Raw genomic sequence first — 17,776 nt, forward strand, 5'->3', positions numbered from 1 at the left:
GTCACGCCGCCGGCTGGCCCGGCTCCTTCAGGATCGCCAGCGGCGATCCGCCCGTCTTGATCCGCTGCAGCACGATGTTCGAGCGGATATCCATCACGCCCGGCGTGCGATACAGCCGGTTCACGATGAAATCGGAGTAGTGCTTCAGGTTGCGCGCCTGCACCCGCAGGATGTAGTTGCTGTCGCCGGTAATCACGTAGGCGGTCAGCACCTCGGGCCAGGTCTGCACCACGGCATTGAACGTGTCGTGCCAGCCCTCCACGTCGTGCCGCATCGACACCTGCACGATCGCCTCGATCTCCAGCCCCAGTTGCTCGGCGTCAAACCACGCCCGGTAGCCGCCGATCACCCCGCCCTCTTCCAGCAACCGCACCCGCCGCAGGCATGCCGATGGCGATAACGCCACTTTATCGGCAAGGTCCTGGTTGCTGATGCGGCCGTTCTCCTGCAGCGCGGCGAGAATGCGCAAATCGATCGGATCGAGGGTCATGTCGCAGATTCCACGGTTTTAGCTTGTGTCCTTCGCATTTTATGCGAAAGGCAGCCCGACGGACGGCCCATTTCGCAAGCCTCTTTCCGGCGGATTTGACTATGATTCCGGCACGCACCGAGTCCGCAGAAACGCGCCTCCGGAGACCCGCTTCCATCATGTCGACCGCCCCCATGCCTTCCCGCCGGATCTGGGACATCAGCCCGCCCGTTTCGAACGCCACGCCGGTCTGGCCCGGCGACACGCCGTTCCGCCACGAACCCGCCTGGCAGCTTGACGAGCACTGCCCGGTCAACGTCGGCCGCATCACGATGTCGCCGCACACGGGCGCCCATGCCGATGCACCGCTCCACTACGCCGCCGATGGCGCGCCGATTGGCGACGTGCCGCTGGACGCCTACCTGGGCCCGTGCCGCGTGATCCATTGCATCGGCGCGGCGCCGCTGGTGGCGCCGCACCACGTGGAGGCGTCGCTGGCCGGCGTGCCGCCGCGCGTGCTGCTGCGCACCTATCGCGCCGTGCCTCAGGGCGCCTGGGATGCGGATTTCTGCGCCGTGGCGCCCGAGACCATCGCGCTGCTGGCCCGCCATGGCGTGCGGCTGATCGGCATCGACACGCCGTCGCTGGACCCCGAGACCTCCAAGACCATGGACGCCCACCACGCCGTGCGCGACCACCGGCTGGCCATCCTCGAAGGCATCGTGCTGGACGACGTGCCGGCCGGCGACTACGAACTGATCGCGCTGCCGCTGCGCCTGGCCACGCTGGACGCGAGCCCGGTGCGGGCCGTCCTGCGCGAACTCTGACCCCTTCCGATTTCACCGACATTTGCCACGCATGACCAACCTGACACGCGAACGCTGCCAGGCGCTGGACCGGGACGACCCGCTCCGCGCGCTGCGCGAACAATTTGCCCTGCCCGAGGGCGTGATCTATCTGGATGGCAACTCGCTGGGCGCCCGCCCGCGTGCCGCCGCCGCGCGCGCCGCCGAGGTGGTGAACGCCGAATGGGGCGATGGCCTGATCCGAAGCTGGAACACGGCCGGCTGGTTCGACCTGCCGGGCCGGCTGGGCAACCGGCTGGCGCCGCTGATCGGGGCCGGGCATGACGAGGTGGTGGTGACCGACACGACGTCGATCAACCTGTTCAAGGTGCTGGCCGCCGCGCTGCGCGTGCAGCAGCAGCGCGACCCGTCGCGCCGCGTGATCGTGTCCGAGGCCAGCAACTTCCCGACCGACCTCTATATCGCCCAGGGCTTGGCTGACCTGCTGCAACAGGGCTACGAGGTGCGGCTCGTGGACAGCCCGGCCGCCATCGACGCCGCCGTGGGCCCGGACACCGCCGTGCTGATGCTGACGCACGTCAACTACAAGACCGGCGAGATGCTCGACATGGCCGGCCTGACGGAACTGGCCCACGCCCGCGGCGCGCTGACGGTCTGGGACCTGGCCCATTCGGCCGGCGCCGTGCCCGTGGACCTGACCGCCGCGCGCGCCGACTACGCCATCGGCTGCACCTACAAGTACCTGAACGGCGGCCCCGGCTCGCCGGCGTTCGTCTGGGTATCGCCCGCCCTGCGCGACCAGTTCTGGCAGCCGCTGTCTGGCTGGTGGGGCCATGGCGCCCCGTTTGCGATGTCGCCGCAGTACCAGCCGGCGCGCGGCATCGGCCGCTTCCTGTGCGGCACGCAGCCGATCGCGTCGCTGGCGATGGTGGAATGCGGGCTCGACATCTTCGCGCAGACCAGCATGCGCGCGCTGCGCGCGAAGTCGCTCAAGCTGACCGACCTGTTCATCGAGCTGGTGGAAGCCCGCTGCGGGGCCCACCCGCTGGCGCTGGTGACGCCGCGCGAGCACGCCCGGCGCGGCAGCCAGGTCAGCTTCTCGCACCCGGACGGCTACGCGCTGGTGGCGGCGCTGATCGAGCGCGGCGTGATTGGCGACTACCGCGAGCCCGGCATCGCCCGCTTCGGTTTCACGCCGCTGTACACGAGCTTTACCGAGGTCTGGGACGCCGTGGAGATCCTGCGCGACGTGCTGGACAGCGGCACCTATCGCGACGCGCGCTTTACCGTGCGCACGGCGGTGACCTGAGCGGAGCCCGACATGAGCGAGAACAAGGGATGCCCGATGGGGCACGGTGCCGGCGGCGACGAGCGCTGGCACGGCGCGCAGATGGATTTCTCGCGCGACATGAGCTACGGCGACTACCTGGGGCTGGACCAGATCCTCTCGGCCCAGCATCCGCTGTCGCCGGACCACAACGAGATGCTGTTCATCGTCCAGCACCAGACCACCGAGCTGTGGATGAAGCTGATGCTGCACGAACTGCGCGCCGCGCGCGACGGGGTGCGGAACGACCAGCTACGCCCCGCGTTCAAGATGCTGGCCCGGGTGTCGCGCATCATGGACCAGCTTGTGCAGGCGTGGAACGTGCTGGCGACGATGACGCCGCCCGAGTATTCGGCGATGCGGCCGTACCTGGGCGCGTCGTCGGGCTTCCAGTCGTACCAGTACCGCGAGATCGAGTTCATTCTGGGCAACAAGAACGCCGCCATGCTGCGCCCGCACGCCCATCGCGGCGAGCACCTGGCGCTGGTGGAGGCGGCGCTGCACACGCCGTCGATGTACGACGAGGCGATCCGGCTGATGGCGCGGCGCGGGTTCCAGATCGACCCGGACGTGGTGGAGCGTGACTGGACGCAGCCGACGCAGTACAACGCGTCGGTCGAGGCCGCGTGGCTGGAGGTCTATCGGAATCCGTCGGCGCACTGGGAACTGTACGAACTGGGCGAAAAGCTCGTCGACCTGGAGGACGCGTTCCGCCAATGGCGCTTCCGCCATGTGACCACCGTCGAGCGCGTCATCGGCTTCAAGCGCGGCACCGGCGGCACCGAAGGCGTCAGCTACCTGCGCCGGATGCTGGACGTGGTGCTGTTCCCGGAGCTGTGGAAGCTGCGAACGGATCTTTGAATTCGTAGCGTTTCGAAGATAGCGCTTGTCTGCTCCCCTGTCCCGCCCGCGCGAGAGGGGTTGGGGAGAGGGCGTCGAGGCCCTGCTTGCCGAGCCCTCGGCAATCCGCACCCCTGCCGCTCCCCCGCACACGGGAGAGCGGAAGAGCCGCCCCTACCGCCCCTACCGCCCCTACCGCCCCTACCGCCCCTACCGCCCCTACCGCCCCGCCGGATCCGACAGCCTGGCCCCCAGCGCCATCAGCGCCGGCGCCAGCGTTTCGCGGAACGTTTCCTCGGTGACGGCGCCGTACGACGCACTGCAGCTCAGCAGGTGCAGGTCCTTCTCCCCCACCGGCTTGAATGCCACCGCGCAGGCGTGGATGGCCGGATGCCAGTCGCGGAACGACGCGGCGTAGCCGTCCCGCTCGGCCTGCGCCAGCGCGGCGCGCGTGGGCGCCTCCTGCTGCTTCCATTGCTCGGGATACGCCTGGGCGAACTCGGCCAGCACGCGGTCCCGCCGGGCGGCCGGCAGCGCGGCCAGGTAGGCGCGCCCCATCGAACTCGACACCAGCGACAGCCGCGAGCCCACGCCCAGGCCCAGCATCACGCCCGCGTCGTTCCGGATCGATTCCATGTAGATGACTTCCAGCCGCTCGCGCTTGCCCAGCGACACCGACACGCCGTAGCTCTGCGCGAAGGCCAGCATGTGCGGCCGGGCCAGCGCCACCACGTCAGACGCCGCCAGGTACGAAAACCCCAGCGCCAGCACGCCGGCGTCCAGCGCGTACTTGCCCAGGCTGTCGTCGTAGCGCAGGTAGCCAAGCTGCACCAGCGTGCCGGCCAGCCGGCTCACCGTCGCCTTCGGAAAGCCGGTGCGGCGTACGAAGTCCTGGTTGCCCAGCATCGCCTCGCCGGTCCGGAAGCAGCGCAGCAGTTCCAGCCCCCGGGCCAGCGCGGTGACGAAGTTCGGATCACTTTCCCGCTCCTTCTGCGCGGCGGCGGCGGGAGCGGCGGCGGTTGGGGCCAAGGTGGTCTCCAGGGATGGTCGATTGTCGAACGCAAACATGCGGCGGTCCGGTTTCACCCCGTTGCAGCGAAAACCGGTTCGGCTATACTAGCTCATCGGAACAAGGTTCCGCAATGCGGAACCAAAACTTTTGATTCACCGGACCCGAGAAGGCGCGCAGCCTTCTACGCCCCATCCAAAGAAGGAGACCTCCATGGCTGCCAACGCCGAATTCCACTGGGCCGACCCGCTGCTGCTGGACCAGCAACTGACCGACGACGAGCGCATGATCCGTGACGCCGCCGCGGCCTATTGCCAGGACAAGCTGATGCCGCGCGTGCTGCAGTCGTTCCGCAACGAGAAGACCGACGTGGAGATCTTCCGCGAGATGGGCGAACTGGGCCTGCTGGGCCCCACCATCCCCGAGCAGTACGGCGGCCCGGGCCTGAACTACGTGAGCTACGGCCTGATCGCCCGCGAGGTGGAGCGCGTGGATTCGGGCTACCGCTCGATGATGAGCGTGCAGTCGTCGCTGGTCATGGTGCCCATCCACGAATTCGGCAGCGAGGCCCAGAAGCAGAAGTACCTGCCCAAGCTGGCCACCGGCGAATGGATCGGCTGCTTCGGCCTGACCGAGCCCAACCACGGCTCGGACCCAGGCTCGATGGTCACGCGCGCCAAGAAGGTGGATGGCGGCTACGAGCTGACCGGCGCCAAGATGTGGATCACGAACTCGCCCATCGCCGACGTCTTCGTCGTCTGGGGCAAGCTGACCGGCGACGACGGCAAGGAAGCCATCCGCGGCTTCATCCTGGAAAAGGGCTGGAAGGGCCTGAGCGCGCCGGCCATCCACGGCAAGGTGGGCCTGCGCACGTCGATCACCGGCGAGATCGTGATGGACCAGGTGTTCGTGCCCGAGGAAAACCTGATGCCGGGCGTGAGCGGCCTGAAGGGCCCGTTCACGTGCCTGAATTCGGCCCGCTACGGCATTGCCTGGGGCGCGCTGGGCGCCGCCGAGTTCTGCTGGCATACCGCCCGCCAGTACACGCTGGACCGCAAGCAGTTCGGCCGCCCGCTGGCACAGACGCAGCTCGTGCAGAAGAAGCTGGCCGACATGCAGACCGAGATCACGCTGGGCCTGCAGGGCTGCCTGCGCCTGGGCCGCATGAAGGACGAAGGCACGGCCGCGGTGGAAATCACGTCGATCATGAAGCGCAACTCGTGCGGCAAGTCGCTGGACATCGCCCGCGTGGCGCGCGACATGCTGGGCGGCAACGGCATCTCGGACGAATTCGGCGTGATCCGCCACGTGGTGAACCTGGAAGTGGTCAACACCTACGAAGGCACGCACGACATCCACGCGCTGATCCTGGGCCGCGCCCAGACCGGCCTGCAGGCGTTCTTCTGACCGGCCGCGCCGGCGCATGAAAAAGCCCGGCTGGAAGGCCGGGCGGAAAGCACACTACCAAGGAGACGACGGGCGCTGCCCGCCGTGTTACGACATCGGTCACGCAGTACTGGGCCGGGCCGGGGCGACACACCCCGCGCCCGGCTTTTTCGTGCGCGCTTACTTGTTGGGCTGCGGCGTCAGGCGCAGGTACGGACGCACCGCCTTGTACCCCTTCGGGAATTTCTGGCGGATCACCTCCTCGTCCTTCAGCGACGGCACGATGACCACGTCGTCGCCGTCCTGCCAGTTGCCAGGGGTGGCCACGCTGTGGTGGTCGGTGAGCTGCAGCGAATCGATGACGCGCAAGATTTCGTTGAAATTTCTACCGGTGCTTGCAGGATAGGTAATGATCAGCCGGACCTTCTTCTTCGGGTCGATCACGAACAGCGAGCGAACCGTCAGCGTCTCATTCGCATTCGGATGAATCATGTCGTAGAGCGTCGACACTTTGCGGTCGCCGTCGGCCAGGATCGGGAAATTGACCGTGGTGGACTGGGTCTCGTTGATGTCGCGGATCCAGCCCTGGTGCGACGCCACGCTGTCCACGGACAGGGCGATCGCCTTGACGTTGCGCTTGCCGAACTCTTCCTTCAGCTTGGCGGTCAGGCCAAGTTCGGTGGTGCAGACCGGCGTGTAGTCGGCGGGGTGGGAGAACAGCACGCCCCAGCTATCGCCAAGCCATTCGTGGAAGCGGATGCGACCCTCGCTCGATTCTTGCTCGAAGTCCGGTGCGATATCGCCAAGACGCAGTGCCATGAGAGAAGTCTCCAAAAACTTTACGGAAGTAAGGAAAGGTAAGAGCCGGTGAACCAGCCTACTTGGATTGCCATCCAACCCAAACGAATATAAAGTCACTACAAAATCACTCGAAGTCATAAAGACTTCGGTGAACGGGCCGCGGTTCCCTCTCCGGGCGGATCAACGCCGGATTTTGGATGGCCCGTTGCGTGACATCGTCGTGGTGGCGCGCCGGCGAGCTTGAAACGATGGCCGGCCGCCACATATGCTACGGGGAAGACAAGAAATGCCACAAGCCCGAGCGGGCAAGGCAAAATGTCACCCACTTGAATCAACCGCCCGCAAACAGGAGAAACTGATGAGCGATGTCAAGACCGTTCTGTCCGACGCCGAAGAACTGCTTAAGCAAGCGGCCTCGACCACCGGCGAGAAAGCCGCCGAACTGCGCGAGCGCGGCATGGGGCTGCTGAAGCAGGCCAAAGAGAAGGCACAGGACTTGCAAGACGCAGTCGTGACCAAGAGCAAGGCGGCCGCGCGCGCTACCGACGATTATGTGCACGACCACCCGTGGCGTGCCGTCGGCGTGGCAGCCGGCGTGGGCCTGCTGGTTGGCCTGCTGCTGAACCGCAAGTAAGACAGCGCGGCGCGACCCGCCAACGTCGCACGATCAGTTGTATCAGTACCCGTCGTACTGGCTGTACCAGCCCCGGCTGCGCATCTGCGCCGGGTGCATGAAGTTGAAGACCGACGGCAGCGGCCCATTCCCCGCTGCCGTCATTCCCTTGCAGATGCCGCCCATGCCGGCGCATCGCTTTTTCGCCGGAGCCGCATGAGCGAATCTCACTCCCCCAAGTTCCTGGACTCCCTCCGCAACCTCGGTGGTTCCATCGTGTCGATGCTGCAGACACGGCTGGAGCTGGCCAGTGTGGAGCTGGCCGAGGAGCGTACCCGGCTGATGAAGGTGGCGTTGCTCGCCTGCTTTGGCCTCGTATTCTTCGGCATGGCGCTGATGACCTTCACGCTGCTGATCGCCATCCTGTTCTGGGAAACCTACCGCTGGCAGGCCATTGGCGCGATCGTGGTGTTCTACGTCGCCTGCGCCGCCGCCTGCCTGCTCGTCGCGCGCCACAAGGTGCGCTCCGCCCCGCCGCTGTTTGAATCCACGCTGGCCGAGCTAGACAAAGACCGGGAGATGCTGCGCCAATGACCACGCCCGAAGACGATTCGATCGACAGCAGCCGTCCGCGCAGCGAGCATCCCCGCCCGGTCCGCTTCACGCGCGAGGTGCGCCTGCCGCTGGCGGTGCGCAAGGAGCTGCTGATCACCCGTGCCGCGCTGGAACGCTACGACGCCGTGCAGGCGTTGCGGCAGGTCCGGGGCGGCGCCCGCCGCATGGCTAACCTTGGCACGTGGCTGCCGCGCATGACGCGGCCCGGCGGCTGGCTCAAGCTGTTCGGCATCACGCGCGACTACCCGGTGCTGAGCACGGCCATCACGCTGGCCCTGCCGCTGCTGCGCCGCACCCCGGTCGGCCGCATCGCCTGGAAGCTGTCGAAGGTCGGCATGCTGGCCGGCGCCGGCTACTGGGGATACAAGACCTGGAAGGCGTCGCAGCCGCGCAAGCCCGGCGTGGTGGTCGTGCCGACGACGTCCGGCTCCACCGTGACCCTCGACACCGGCTTCCGCGACCCGCTGGTGCCCTCGCCGCCGGCCCCGGCCACGCCGCCGCCCGTCGCCCCCTAGCCCACCCGCACCCGGTTGCGCCCTTCCCGCTTGGCGCGGTAGCAGGCCGTGTCGGCCGCGCCCAGCGCCGCCTCGCGGCTGGCCGTCCGTTCGTCGATGGTTACCAGGCCGATGCTTACGCCCACCGCGAACGCCTGGTCGCGGCAGCGGTAGCGATAGTCGGCGATGGCGGCGCGCAGCGTCTCGGCCACGCGCTCGCCGTCGGCCGCGCCACAATACTCCAGCAGTACCGCGAATTCGTCGCCGCCCAGGCGCGCCAGCGTGTCGCTGCGCCGTAGTTGCTGGCGCATGACATCGGCAAGCTGGCAGATCAGCTCGTCGCCGGCCGCGTGGCCGCAGGTGTCGTTGACCACCTTGAACTGGTCCAGATCCAGGTACATCAGCGTGTGGACGCTGCCCGCGTGCTGCGCCCGCGACACCGCCGCATCGAGCCGCCGCTCGAATTCCAGCCGGTTGACCAGCCCGGTCAGCGGATCATGGCTGGCCTGGTAGGCAAGCTGCGCCGCCTGCGCCCGCTCCAGGCTGACGTCGTGCAGCACCACGACGATGCCGATGGCCTGCCCCGCCTTGTCCCTGATCAGCGCGACCGACAGCTTGACCGCCGTGGTCGCGTCCTGCTCGGCCGCGTCGCGCCGGCGCAGCAGCATGACGACCTGGCTGGGCCAGTTGCCGGCCAGCGCGCGCGGCACCAGGTCGTTGGCCGGCGCCTGCGTGGCTTCGTCGTGTAGCTGGCAGACCTGCTGCAGGAAGCAGCCGGCGGCCTCGGCGTCGGTCCAGCCCGTCATCGTCTGGGCCACGGGGTTCAGCGACTGGATCCGGCCCCAGACGTCGGTCGTGATGACCGCGTCGGCGATGGCGTGCAGCGTGACCTGCGCGCGCTCCTTTTCGGCGAACAACTGCGCCTCGAAGCGCTTGCGCTCGGAAATGTCGCTCAGCGATCCGGCCATGCGCCGGGCCTTGCCCACGGCCCCGCGCACCATGCGGCCCCGCGCCCGCACCCACAGGTAGCCGCCGTGCTTGCGGCGCAGACGCATCTCCACGTCGTACGGCATGCCCTTGCGGACATGGCCATCCAGCCGCCGCTCGAATTCCGGCACGTCGTCGGGATGCATCAGCGCCAGCAGCGTCTCGCGCGCGTGCGGCAGTTCGTCGGGCGCGTAGCCGAGCATTTCGGCGCAGCGCGGCGAGAAGTACAGCTCGCCGCGATGGGGATGCCAGTCCCAGAGGCCGTCGGTACTGCCCGCCACGGCAAGCTGCAGCCGCTCCTCGCTGACGGCCAGCGCCTGCTGCAGCAGCCGCTGGCGGCGCATCATCCGCGTCGACAGCCAGTAGCCGCACACCAGCAGCAGCGCCGGCAGCGCGCCCGCGCACCAGATCAGCAGCACCCGCACCCGCCGCGACGCCTTGCCCAGCGCGTTCGAGAACGCTTCCTCCATCGGCGTGAGCAGCGCGTCGATGTCGGCGATATCGCGCTGCAGCGGCGCCACGCAGGCGGCGTCGCAGCCGGGCTCGTTCACGCGCGCGCGCAGGCGCCGCGCCAGCGCGTCGAGGCGCGCGATTTCGGCGTCGGCGGTGGTCCAGATCGAGATCGCCTCGTCGATCTCCGGCACCTGCCGGAAATAGCGATAGAGGCGGATCATGGCCGGAATGTCGTCGGGATGGTTGCCGCCCGTCAGCAGGCCCTGCACGGCCACGGCGCGGTCATAGTCAGGTTTTTCGAGTTCCAGGCGGGCGCGGTGATCGCCCAGCGGCACCGCGATGGCGGCCAGGTAGGCCTGGTAGTCGGCCTCGCGCCGCGTTTCGGCATAGCGCAGCAGGTGCAGCACGGCCGCCTTCTGGCCCTTGGTCCAGAGGCTCTCGCCAGCCACGAAGCCCCGCGCCGCCGATAGCACGTCGACGCTGGCGATGCAGAACAGCGCCAACGCCACCACCACGGGGACAAACGGCCAGACGACACGCAGTACGTGCTCGTTGGCCGGCAGGCGACGCCCGCCACCAGCTTGCTGCATCCGAGACTTCCCGCGCCGGACGCTTTCCGGCTGTCGAAGATTTCACCCCGGTCGCCTGCTGGCGGCCGTGTCTGGTTGCATTGTCAATGAGGCGTTGCGGGGTGTCTCTAACTCAGACTGGTTAATTGATTCCGGGCACGTGAGGGCGCCATCCGCCCAGCAGGAAGACCAGCAGCGCGCCATTGAGCAGCGCCAGGCCGGTCAGGATGAACGCCAGCATCGGCAGGGTCTTGAGCCACGACAGGCCGCTGGCCGCCGACGCGAACGCGGCGTCCAGATAGCGCGACGCCTGCTTGCGGATGACCAGCCAGTAGAACGCGCCGCCGCCCGCCAGCAGCACCAGCACCCAGGCCATCCACGTAAAGGCCGATGCCGGGCCCGGCCGGTCGGGGCGTGGCCCGCGCGGCGGCAGCGGTGGCAGGGAATCGCGCAGCGACAGCGTGGCCGGCTCGAAACTCGGCGTCGCCGGGTCGGACGCCGACGCGGCCAGGTCGATCATCGCAAGGTCGGCATCGGTGTCGACAGCGGGCGTGACAACCGCGTCGCCGTGGACCGTGGCGGGATGGGGCGCCGGCATCGCACGCCGGGGCGCCGGGCGGGTGTCGGCCAGCGTCGGCGGCCTGGCCGGCGCGTCGCGCAGCGCCGGCCCGCGCCGGCCGCTGTGCCAGCTGGCGAACAACTGGTCCAGGCATCGCACCGTCGTGCACGCGTCGCGCTTGCGGCGCCAGGCGTCCAGTTCGGCGCGGCTCAGCGTACCGGCATGGCGGCCGCGCTGCTGGTCGGCGTAGATCGCCTCGTAGCTCTCGTGCAGCATCGCGTATTCGCAGATCAGTTGCCGCCCGTGCGGATGGATCCGCGCGGTGTCCTGGCAGGCCGTGCCGGCCGGCGCCGAGACGTCGCAGCGCCCCCGGAACGTGGTCGGGCAGGCGATATCAGACGCCCACGCCACATTGACGCCCCACAGAACCAGGGCAACGAAGAGAGCCAGGCGGCTTGCCATCCGTTTCATGGGATCAACGCTTCGGCCTTTTTCGAACGGGAGCATCCATTCTAGGCAGCGGCGCCGCACGATGCCGGGTCTGTTACGTGCGGTAGCGCATGGACGCCCGGCACGCCACCAAGGCGCCATTTCGCGCGCCAAAAGCAAAAGGGCCCGTGACTTGCGCCACAGGCCCTTTTGAGGAAATGCTGGTGGGTCGTGCGTGACTCGAACACGCGACCAACGGATTAAAAGTCCGCTGCTCTACCGACTGAGCTAACGACCCGGAAAAACTGAATCCGCGATTATAGGGAGGCCCCCTGGGGGTGTCAAGACGCCGCCGGCGTCACGCCATACGCTCCAGGCGCCACATCTGGTACTTGAAGGCGAGCACGGCGCCCACCATGATCGTTGCGAACACGATGAACGAGCCGACCGCCAGCGTCGACACGCCCGACAGCCCCTGGCCGATGGTGCAGCCCAGCGCCGTGACGCCACCGGCGCCCATCAGGATGCCGCCGACCATGTGGTTGGCCACGTCCTCGGCATTGCCGAAACCTTCCCAGCGGAACGTGCGCGACGCCAGCGCGTAGGCCGCGGCGCCGGCGATCACGCCGATCACGCTGACGATGCCGATGGTCAGCACCTTGCTCTTGTCGCTGAACAACATCAGCCAGTCCAGCGTGTAGGCGTACGGCGCCACGAAGCTCAGGCTTTCCATGCGGCCGCTGTTGGTGCCGACGAACAGTTCCTCCAGCGTGTTCGGGTCTTCGGACACGTAGCCCAGATGGCCCGACACGTACCACATGCCGACGATGATCAGCCCCACGGCCAGCCCGCCCAGCAGGTTGTCGAACGTGCGGAAACCGTTGCCGAGCAGCGCCCAGACCACCAGCACGGCGCCGATGGCCCCGCCCAGCACCAGTTGCAGCGTGCCGCGCGCCATGCCGCTGGCCTGCGCCACCAGCGACGGCAGGTCCTGCGTCGACGGCAGCGCCACCGCCACTGCGTCAACGGTATTCACGCGCACCACGCCGAACAGGCCGCGCAGCGTCATGTAGGCCGACAGCCCCAGGAACACGAACACGACCAGCGACTTCAGGTTGCCGGCGCCAACGCGCACCAGCGTCTTGCTGCCGCAGCCCGACGCCAGCACCATGCCGAAGCCGAACATCAGCCCGCCCACGGCTGCCGACAGCCACGCCAGCTTCGCCGACGTGTAGATCGTCTTGGTCGGGTCGATCAGGCCGGCCCACGCCAGCACGCCCGTGCCGATCATCGCCACGCCGATGGCCAGAATCCACATGCGCATGCGGCTCCAGTCGCCAATGTTGACGATGTCCGAGATGGCGCCCATCGTGCAGAAATGCGTGCGCTGCAGGACGGCGCCGAACAGGAAGGTCAGGACGAAGGTGCTCAGCAGGACCGTGTGCGTGAGCGCAGGGATGTCGATGTCGGGCATGTCTCGGGGATAGCTCGTGGAACGTCTTGGTGTTCTGGGTACCGCGGTGTGCGGGGGGCGCTCGGCGGCGCCCCTTCTTGTCTGGTCAGCCGGCCCGTCAGGCGGCGGTCTGGTAGCGCGTGGGGTCGGCCACGCCGGCCTGCTCGAAACCGGCCCGGCGGATGCGGCACGAATCGCACACGCCGCAGGCGCGGCCTTCGTCGTCGGCCTTGTAGCACGACACGGTCAGGCCGTAGTCGACGCCCAGCTTCACGCCGGCGCGGATGATGTCCGCCTTGGTCATGTCGATGATCGGCGCGTGGACGCGGAACCGGTCGCCCTCGACGCCGGCCTTGGTCGCAAGGTTCGCCAGCGTCTCGTAGGCCGACACGTATTCGGGGCGGCAGTCGGGATAGCCTGAGTAGTCCACGGCATTGGCGCCGAAGAACAGGTCGCGGCCGCCGATGGCCTCGGCCCAGCCGAGCGCCAGCGACAGCATGATCGTGTTGCGGGCCGGCACGTAGGTGATCGGGATGCCGCCCGTTTCGCCCGCGGTGGGCACGTCCAGCGCATCGTCGGTCAGCGCCGAGCCGCCAAAGCGGCGCAGGTCCAGGTCGATGATCTCGTGCCGCTTCGCGCCCAGCGCGGCCGCCACCTTGCGGGCGGCGTCCAGTTCGGACGAATGGCGCTGGCCGTAGCGCATCGACAGCGCGTAGGTTTCAAACCCGGCCGCATTGGCCATGGCGAGCACGGTGGCGGAGTCCAGGCCGCCGGATAACAGGACGATTGCGCGTTGGATCATGATGTGCGGTGCGCGCGGAACAAGCGCGCTGTAGTCACGCCTCGATGGGCGAATCGCGTATTTTAGCGCGGTTGCCTGGCCTGACTGCCGCCTTGCTTCCCTCTCCCGCATGCGGGAGAGGGAAGCCAGCCGCCGGCCGGTCTCCCACCTACCCACCACCCCCCCCCAAAAGAAAAAGCCCGCGAACGTCGCGGGCTTTTCCTGACTGCCTTGCTGCGGATACCGGTTACTTCAGCGTCTTCAGCCGGTTGCTGGCGGCCTGGGCGCCTTCGGTGCCGGGATACTTCGACACCACCGTCTCCAGCGTCTTGCGGGCCTGTGCCTTCTGGCCCGTTTCCAGCTGGTTGTTGGCGATGGCGATCATGGCATCGGGTACCTTCGCATGCGTCGGGTACTGCTGCACCATGTTCTGCAGCACGAAAGTCGAACCCTTGTAGTCACGCTGCGCGTAGAGCGAATTGCCGAGCCAGAACTGGGCCAGCGGCAGGTACGGGCTCTGCGGGTACTTCTTCGCAAACGCCGAGAAGGCGTTGCCCGCGCCCTTGAAATCGCCCGACTGGAACTGCTTCAGCGCGGCGTCGTACTCGGGTTTTTCGGTCGGCTGTGCAAGCCCTTCCTTGCCGTCGACGGTCACCTGCTGCGGCTCGAACTTCTTGAGGCGCGCGTCGAGGTCGGCGTAGTAATCCTTCTGCTGCTTCTGCAGCGTGTCCACCGTGTTCTGCAACACCTCGTTCTGGCCACGCAGCCGTGCCACTTCCTGACGCAGACCCTCAAGCTGGTTCTGCATGTCAAGCTGCTGACGGCTGTTCTGGTCGATCCGCTGCGATGCCGTGGCCTGGAAACCGTTGAACTGGTCCCGGAGCTGGATCACCGCCTTGCGCGCCTCGTCGTCGTCGAACACGCCGGCGTGGGCGGAACTGGCTGCCAGCAGGCCGCCAGATACAGCGGCCAGCCACAGCAGGGTGGAAACGCGAGCATTCATGAAGGATTATTCCGTGGATCAGTAGACGATGTCGGCGCGACGGTTCTCAGCCCACGAGGCTTCGTCGTGGCCGGTGGCCTTCGGCTTTTCCTTGCCCAGGCTCACAGCTTCCATCTGCGACTCGGGCACGCCCAGCGACGCCATCGAACGGCGCACGGCCTCGGCACGCTTCTGGCCCAGGGCCAGGTTGTACTCGCTGGTGCCGCGTTCGTCGGTGTTGCCCTGGATCAGGATCTTGCGGCTCTTGTTGGTGCCCAGGTACTGCGCGTGCGACTGCAGCACGCCCTGGTATTCCGACTTGACCGAGTAGCTGTCGAAGTCGAAGTACACGCTGCGCTTGGCCAGCGGGCTGTTCGGGTCGTTCAGCGGATCGGCGGCCACCACCGGCGCCACGGCGCGCGGATCGGTCTGGGCGCCGCCCGTGCCGGTACCGGCCTTCGAAGCGTCGTCCAGCTTCACGCCGGAGCTGCAGGCGCCCAGGGCCAGCAGGGCAGCCAGGGCGAGCGATTTGGTCATCATTTGGGACATGGCGAGAGACTCCTCTTTTTCTACTGCATGAAAGGACCCCAGGACGGCTCGCGAACCTCGCCGGACTGGAGCGACAGAACCTGTTTCGTTCGGCCGTCCGTGGAGACCGCCGCCAGAACCGAGCGGCCGCCCACACGGGTGGCATACAGGATGTATTTGCCATTGGCGGCGAAGCTCGGGGCTTCGTCGTTGGACGTATCCGTGAGAGAAGTCACATCACCGTTGGACAGGTCCTGCAGTTGCAGGCGGAATCCGCCCGAACGCGAGATGTAGGCCAGGTACTTGCCGTCCGGCGACACGCGCGGACTGACGTTGTAGTTGCCCTTGAACGTCACGCGTTGCGCGGCGCCGGATTCCTCGCCAGAGGCCGGCATCCGGTAGATCTGCGGCGCACCGCCGCGATCGCTGGTGAAATAGATGCTGCGGCCGTCCGGCGAGAACTGCGGCTCGGTATCGATCGCGCTGCTGCGCGTGATGCGGCGCAGGCCGGAGCCGTCGGCGTTGACCAGGTAGATCTGCGTGTTGCCGTCGCGCGACAGCGCCACGGCCAGCCGCTGGCCATCGGGCGACCACGACGGGGCGCTGTTGTTGCCCTTCTGGTTCGATACCAGCGTGCGCTTGCCGGTGGCCAGGTCATGCACGTACACCACCGGCTTCTTGGCCTCGAACGAGACGTAGGCCACGCGGCGGCCATCGGGCGACCACGACGGCGAGATGATCGGCTCGCTGCTGGACAGTGCCACCTGGGCGTTCTGGCCGTCCGAATCGGAGATCAGAAGCTGGTAGCGGCTGCCCACCTTCGACACGTACGACAACCGCGTGGCAAACACGCCGCGCTCGCCCAGCAGCTTTTCGTAGATGTAGTCGGCAATCTTGTGCGCGGTCACGCGAAGCTGGCTCTGCGACACGTTGAATGCCAGGCCGCCAAGGCTCTGGCCCTTGACCGTGTCGTACAGGCGGAAGCGCACCTCGTACTGGCCATTGCCGCTCGGGGTGACGCTGCCGGCCACGAACGCGTCGGCGCCCTTGGCCTTCCAGCTACCCAGGTCCACCTGGGCCGATTCGGGCACGGTGGCACCGGCGGGATCGATATTGCGGAAACGGCCGCTGTTGACCAGGTCGGCGCGGATGACGGCGGTCAGGTTCTGCGCGCCCTGCCCTTCGCCCTGGAAGTTGGCCGTGGCCACGGGGAACTGGTTCGAGCCAACGCCCGTGATTTCCACGTTCAGTTGCGCGTGCGCCGCGCCGGCCGACATCAGCGCCACCGCCAGCCACGCCATCAGCGCGTGGCGGCCCTGGTCGCGGGTGATCGTGGTGGTCTGGCGTCGGGACAGCCAGTTAGGGGCCCAAAGCTTTCGCATGCTGCTCCTCAGTCGATTTCAGGATTCATCGGTACGGCGGGCACAGCAAGCACGTCGGCACGGACGGCATGCAGCTTGGCGCATGTCCGTCGTGCGCGCGTGTTGCACGCTGCCGGCCGCGTCAGGCAACCGTTCATGGTAGCGATCGGACTCGCGGCCAACGATGAAGGTTGCATTATGTTGCAAATCATGGCACTCGACGCTCCGCCCTGTCAGTCCTTCGGACGGAACGTGATGGTGAACTCGAACGACGGCGCCTTGCCGTCCTCGTCGCGCGGCAGCGGGTCAGAGCGCTCCACGGCGCGCAGCACGGCGTTGTCCCAGTCGGCGTCGCCGCTGGACTTGGCCAGCCGCTTGGACAGGATCGACCCGTCCGGCGCCAGCCGCACCGCCACCACGGCGGCCGGATTGCCCTGCACGTCGCCGTTGAAGATGATGTTCGGCTTGACGCGACGGCGCACGCGGTCCGAATAGCCCGGCGACGCCTTGCCGCCCGAACCCGCGCCCGAGCCCGTAGCACTGCCGACACCGCCGCCGCTCGACGCGGCGCTGCCGCCGCCGGCCAGCGCCTGCAGCCGCGCCAGTTCCGACTTGCGCTGCGCATTGGCCGCGGCTTCGCGCTTGGCCTTGGCGTCCGCGTCGGCCTTGGCCTTGGCTTTCTGCTCGGCGTCGGCCTTGGCCTTGGCCTGCTTGTCGGCATCGGCGCGCGCCTTGGCCTCGGCGTCCTTGCGCTCCTGCTCGGCCTTTTCCTTCTCGCGCGCGGCCAGGGCGGCCTTGTCAGCCTTTTCCTTGTCAGCCTTCTTCTTCGCGTCTTCCTTGCGCTGCGCCTCCAGTTGCTGCTGGCGCTGTTCTTCCTTGCGCTGCGCTTCCTTCTGTTCCTGTTCCTTGCGCTCGCGCTCGCGGCGCGCGGCTTCCTCGCGGGCGGCGGCCTCCTCGGCCTGCTTGCGCTTCTTCTGTTCCAGCGCGATGTCGGCCTCTTCCTCGACCTTGCTGCGCACGGCCGGCTGCGGCGGCGCGGGCACCGGCTGCTCCACCGGACGCGGCGGCGGCGCCGGCGTGACGTCGGGAATTTCCTCCCACAGCTCGGCCTCGGCGCCGACCGGCGTGCTGCTCTGCCAGTGCACGCCGTAGTACAGCACGATGCCGAGCAACAGGTGCATCAGCAGCGCAAGCAGGAACGACCGCGTCGTGCCGCGTTCCTTGACCGGCTGATACGGATAGGCGGCGGCCTTCGCGCGCGAAGGGCCTGGCTGCGGATGACGTGACGGGATGCTGGCCACTTTGGGACGCAAT

General features: G+C 67.8%; 18 protein-coding genes and 1 tRNA gene. 7 read left to right on the forward strand and 12 right to left on the reverse strand.

Features of this window, described 5'->3' with window-relative positions; all coding sequences use genetic code 11:
• Position 1: 1 nt before the first annotated feature.
• Positions 2-490 carry an Lrp/AsnC family transcriptional regulator gene (locus tag EPAKOI_RS11820; RefSeq protein WP_313835159.1) on the reverse strand — a complete coding sequence of 163 codons (489 nt, stop codon included), beginning with the start codon at positions 488-490 and terminating at the stop codon, positions 2-4.
• A gap of 158 nt (positions 491-648) precedes the next feature.
• Here EPAKOI_RS11820 and kynB point away from each other — a divergent pair, with 158 nt between their 5' ends.
• The 3 genes from kynB to kynA are packed head-to-tail and all read left to right on the forward strand — an operon-like array spanning position 649 to position 3,463.
• Entirely contained in the window at positions 649-1,296 is a 648-nt protein-coding gene (gene kynB / locus EPAKOI_RS11825; RefSeq protein ID WP_423192283.1) for an arylformamidase, read from the forward strand.
• Positions 1,297-1,327: 31 nt separating this feature from the next.
• Complete coding sequence (kynU, locus tag EPAKOI_RS11830; RefSeq protein WP_423192284.1) at positions 1,328-2,584, forward strand: kynureninase; 1,257 nt, start codon at positions 1,328-1,330, stop codon at positions 2,582-2,584.
• Positions 2,585-2,596: 12 nt separating this feature from the next.
• Positions 2,597-3,463: a tryptophan 2,3-dioxygenase gene (gene kynA / locus EPAKOI_RS11835; RefSeq protein ID WP_124683538.1), complete on the forward strand. Its 867-nt coding sequence runs from the start codon at positions 2,597-2,599 to the stop codon at positions 3,461-3,463.
• A gap of 198 nt (positions 3,464-3,661) precedes the next feature.
• On the opposite strand, the gene EPAKOI_RS11840 is transcribed toward kynA, so the two are convergent.
• On the reverse strand, positions 3,662-4,510 hold the full coding sequence (locus EPAKOI_RS11840; RefSeq protein WP_423192285.1) for an IclR family transcriptional regulator: 849 nt from the start codon (positions 4,508-4,510) through the stop codon (positions 3,662-3,664).
• Positions 4,511-4,664: 154 nt separating this feature from the next.
• On the opposite strand from EPAKOI_RS11840, the gene EPAKOI_RS11845 reads away from it, so the two are divergent.
• Positions 4,665-5,858, forward strand: a complete 1,194-nt coding sequence (locus EPAKOI_RS11845; protein WP_124683536.1) for an acyl-CoA dehydrogenase — start codon at positions 4,665-4,667, stop codon at positions 5,856-5,858.
• Positions 5,859-6,017: 159 nt separating this feature from the next.
• On the opposite strand, the gene EPAKOI_RS11850 is transcribed toward EPAKOI_RS11845, so the two are convergent.
• The gene (locus EPAKOI_RS11850; RefSeq protein ID WP_124683535.1) at positions 6,018-6,656 is read right to left on the reverse strand and encodes a peroxiredoxin; all 639 of its coding nucleotides are present in this window, start codon (positions 6,654-6,656) and stop codon (positions 6,018-6,020) included.
• A 268-nt stretch (positions 6,657-6,924) separates the two neighbouring features.
• On the opposite strand from EPAKOI_RS11850, the gene EPAKOI_RS11855 reads away from it, so the two are divergent.
• From EPAKOI_RS11855 to EPAKOI_RS11865, 3 genes are all read left to right on the forward strand, one after another.
• Entirely contained in the window at positions 6,925-7,272 is a 348-nt protein-coding gene (locus tag EPAKOI_RS11855; protein ID WP_313835164.1) for a DUF883 family protein, read from the forward strand.
• Positions 7,273-7,467: 195 nt separating this feature from the next.
• The gene (locus EPAKOI_RS11860) at positions 7,468-7,845 is read left to right on the forward strand and encodes a phage holin family protein (protein ID WP_313835165.1); all 378 of its coding nucleotides are present in this window, start codon (positions 7,468-7,470) and stop codon (positions 7,843-7,845) included.
• Positions 7,842-8,381: a DUF3318 domain-containing protein gene (locus EPAKOI_RS11865; protein ID WP_124683533.1), complete on the forward strand. Its 540-nt coding sequence runs from the start codon at positions 7,842-7,844 to the stop codon at positions 8,379-8,381. Before EPAKOI_RS11860 ends, EPAKOI_RS11865 begins: the two co-directional genes overlap by 4 nt.
• Here EPAKOI_RS11865 and EPAKOI_RS11870 read toward each other — a convergent pair.
• The 9 genes from EPAKOI_RS11870 to tolA form a co-directional block, all read right to left on the reverse strand.
• Positions 8,378-10,390, reverse strand: a complete 2,013-nt coding sequence (locus EPAKOI_RS11870) for a diguanylate cyclase domain-containing protein (protein WP_423192286.1) — start codon at positions 10,388-10,390, stop codon at positions 8,378-8,380. The genes EPAKOI_RS11865 and EPAKOI_RS11870 overlap by 4 nt on opposite strands.
• A 121-nt stretch (positions 10,391-10,511) precedes the next feature.
• The gene (locus tag EPAKOI_RS11875) at positions 10,512-11,399 is read right to left on the reverse strand and encodes a hypothetical protein (RefSeq protein ID WP_423192287.1); all 888 of its coding nucleotides are present in this window, start codon (positions 11,397-11,399) and stop codon (positions 10,512-10,514) included.
• A gap of 180 nt (positions 11,400-11,579) precedes the next feature.
• Positions 11,580-11,655 (reverse strand) — tRNA-Lys (locus tag EPAKOI_RS11880).
• A 60-nt stretch (positions 11,656-11,715) separates the two neighbouring features.
• Positions 11,716-12,831: a YeeE/YedE family protein gene (locus tag EPAKOI_RS11885; protein ID WP_423192288.1), complete on the reverse strand. Its 1,116-nt coding sequence runs from the start codon at positions 12,829-12,831 to the stop codon at positions 11,716-11,718.
• A gap of 97 nt (positions 12,832-12,928) precedes the next feature.
• On the reverse strand, positions 12,929-13,612 hold the full coding sequence (gene queC / locus EPAKOI_RS11890) for a 7-cyano-7-deazaguanine synthase QueC (protein WP_423192289.1): 684 nt from the start codon (positions 13,610-13,612) through the stop codon (positions 12,929-12,931).
• A gap of 226 nt (positions 13,613-13,838) precedes the next feature.
• Positions 13,839-14,594 carry a tol-pal system protein YbgF gene (ybgF, locus tag EPAKOI_RS11895; protein ID WP_124683528.1) on the reverse strand — a complete coding sequence of 252 codons (756 nt, stop codon included), beginning with the start codon at positions 14,592-14,594 and terminating at the stop codon, positions 13,839-13,841.
• 18 nt (positions 14,595-14,612) lie between these two features.
• Positions 14,613-15,122 (reverse strand): peptidoglycan-associated lipoprotein Pal, encoded by a 510-nt coding sequence (pal, locus tag EPAKOI_RS11900; protein WP_172966031.1) that lies wholly within the window; start codon positions 15,120-15,122, stop codon positions 14,613-14,615.
• 20 nt (positions 15,123-15,142) lie between these two features.
• A complete protein-coding gene (gene tolB / locus EPAKOI_RS11905) occupies positions 15,143-16,483 on the reverse strand; it encodes a Tol-Pal system beta propeller repeat protein TolB (RefSeq protein ID WP_124683527.1) in 1,341 nt (446 codons plus the stop codon).
• A gap of 212 nt (positions 16,484-16,695) precedes the next feature.
• Entirely contained in the window at positions 16,696-17,763 is a 1,068-nt protein-coding gene (gene tolA, locus EPAKOI_RS11910; RefSeq protein ID WP_124685055.1) for a cell envelope integrity protein TolA, read from the reverse strand.
• Positions 17,764-17,776: the final 13 nt, after the last annotated feature.

Source organism: Cupriavidus sp. H18C2, assembly GCF_049393795.1.
In the GTDB taxonomy this organism is placed as follows: Bacteria; Pseudomonadota; Gammaproteobacteria; order Burkholderiales; family Burkholderiaceae; genus Cupriavidus; species Cupriavidus pauculus_C.

Bases quoted from the DNA above. Each gene is read 5' to 3' on its own strand.
- tolB (WP_124683527.1), bottom strand. From the start codon at position 16,483: ATGCGAAAGCTTTGGGCCCCTAACTGGCTGTCCCGACGCCAGACCACC.
- kynU (WP_423192284.1), top strand. From the start codon at position 1,328: ATGACCAACCTGACACGCGAACGCTGCCAGGCGCTGGACCGGGACGAC.
- ybgF (WP_124683528.1), bottom strand. From the start codon at position 14,594: ATGAATGCTCGCGTTTCCACCCTGCTGTGGCTGGCCGCTGTATCTGGC.
- kynB (WP_423192283.1), top strand. From the start codon at position 649: ATGTCGACCGCCCCCATGCCTTCCCGCCGGATCTGGGACATCAGCCCG.
- EPAKOI_RS11845 (WP_124683536.1), top strand. From the start codon at position 4,665: ATGGCTGCCAACGCCGAATTCCACTGGGCCGACCCGCTGCTGCTGGAC.
- kynA (WP_124683538.1), top strand. From the start codon at position 2,597: ATGAGCGAGAACAAGGGATGCCCGATGGGGCACGGTGCCGGCGGCGAC.
- EPAKOI_RS11875 (WP_423192287.1), bottom strand. From the start codon at position 11,399: ATGAAACGGATGGCAAGCCGCCTGGCTCTCTTCGTTGCCCTGGTTCTG.
- EPAKOI_RS11855 (WP_313835164.1), top strand. From the start codon at position 6,925: ATGCCACAAGCCCGAGCGGGCAAGGCAAAATGTCACCCACTTGAATCA.
- pal (WP_172966031.1), bottom strand. From the start codon at position 15,122: ATGTCCCAAATGATGACCAAATCGCTCGCCCTGGCTGCCCTGCTGGCC.
- EPAKOI_RS11820 (WP_313835159.1), bottom strand. From the start codon at position 490: ATGACCCTCGATCCGATCGATTTGCGCATTCTCGCCGCGCTGCAGGAG.
- EPAKOI_RS11850 (WP_124683535.1), bottom strand. From the start codon at position 6,656: ATGGCACTGCGTCTTGGCGATATCGCACCGGACTTCGAGCAAGAATCG.
- EPAKOI_RS11865 (WP_124683533.1), top strand. From the start codon at position 7,842: ATGACCACGCCCGAAGACGATTCGATCGACAGCAGCCGTCCGCGCAGC.
- EPAKOI_RS11840 (WP_423192285.1), bottom strand. From the start codon at position 4,510: ATGTTTGCGTTCGACAATCGACCATCCCTGGAGACCACCTTGGCCCCA.
- EPAKOI_RS11885 (WP_423192288.1), bottom strand. From the start codon at position 12,831: ATGCCCGACATCGACATCCCTGCGCTCACGCACACGGTCCTGCTGAGC.
- queC (WP_423192289.1), bottom strand. From the start codon at position 13,612: ATGATCCAACGCGCAATCGTCCTGTTATCCGGCGGCCTGGACTCCGCC.
- EPAKOI_RS11860 (WP_313835165.1), top strand. From the start codon at position 7,468: ATGAGCGAATCTCACTCCCCCAAGTTCCTGGACTCCCTCCGCAACCTC.
- EPAKOI_RS11870 (WP_423192286.1), bottom strand. From the start codon at position 10,390: ATGCAGCAAGCTGGTGGCGGGCGTCGCCTGCCGGCCAACGAGCACGTA.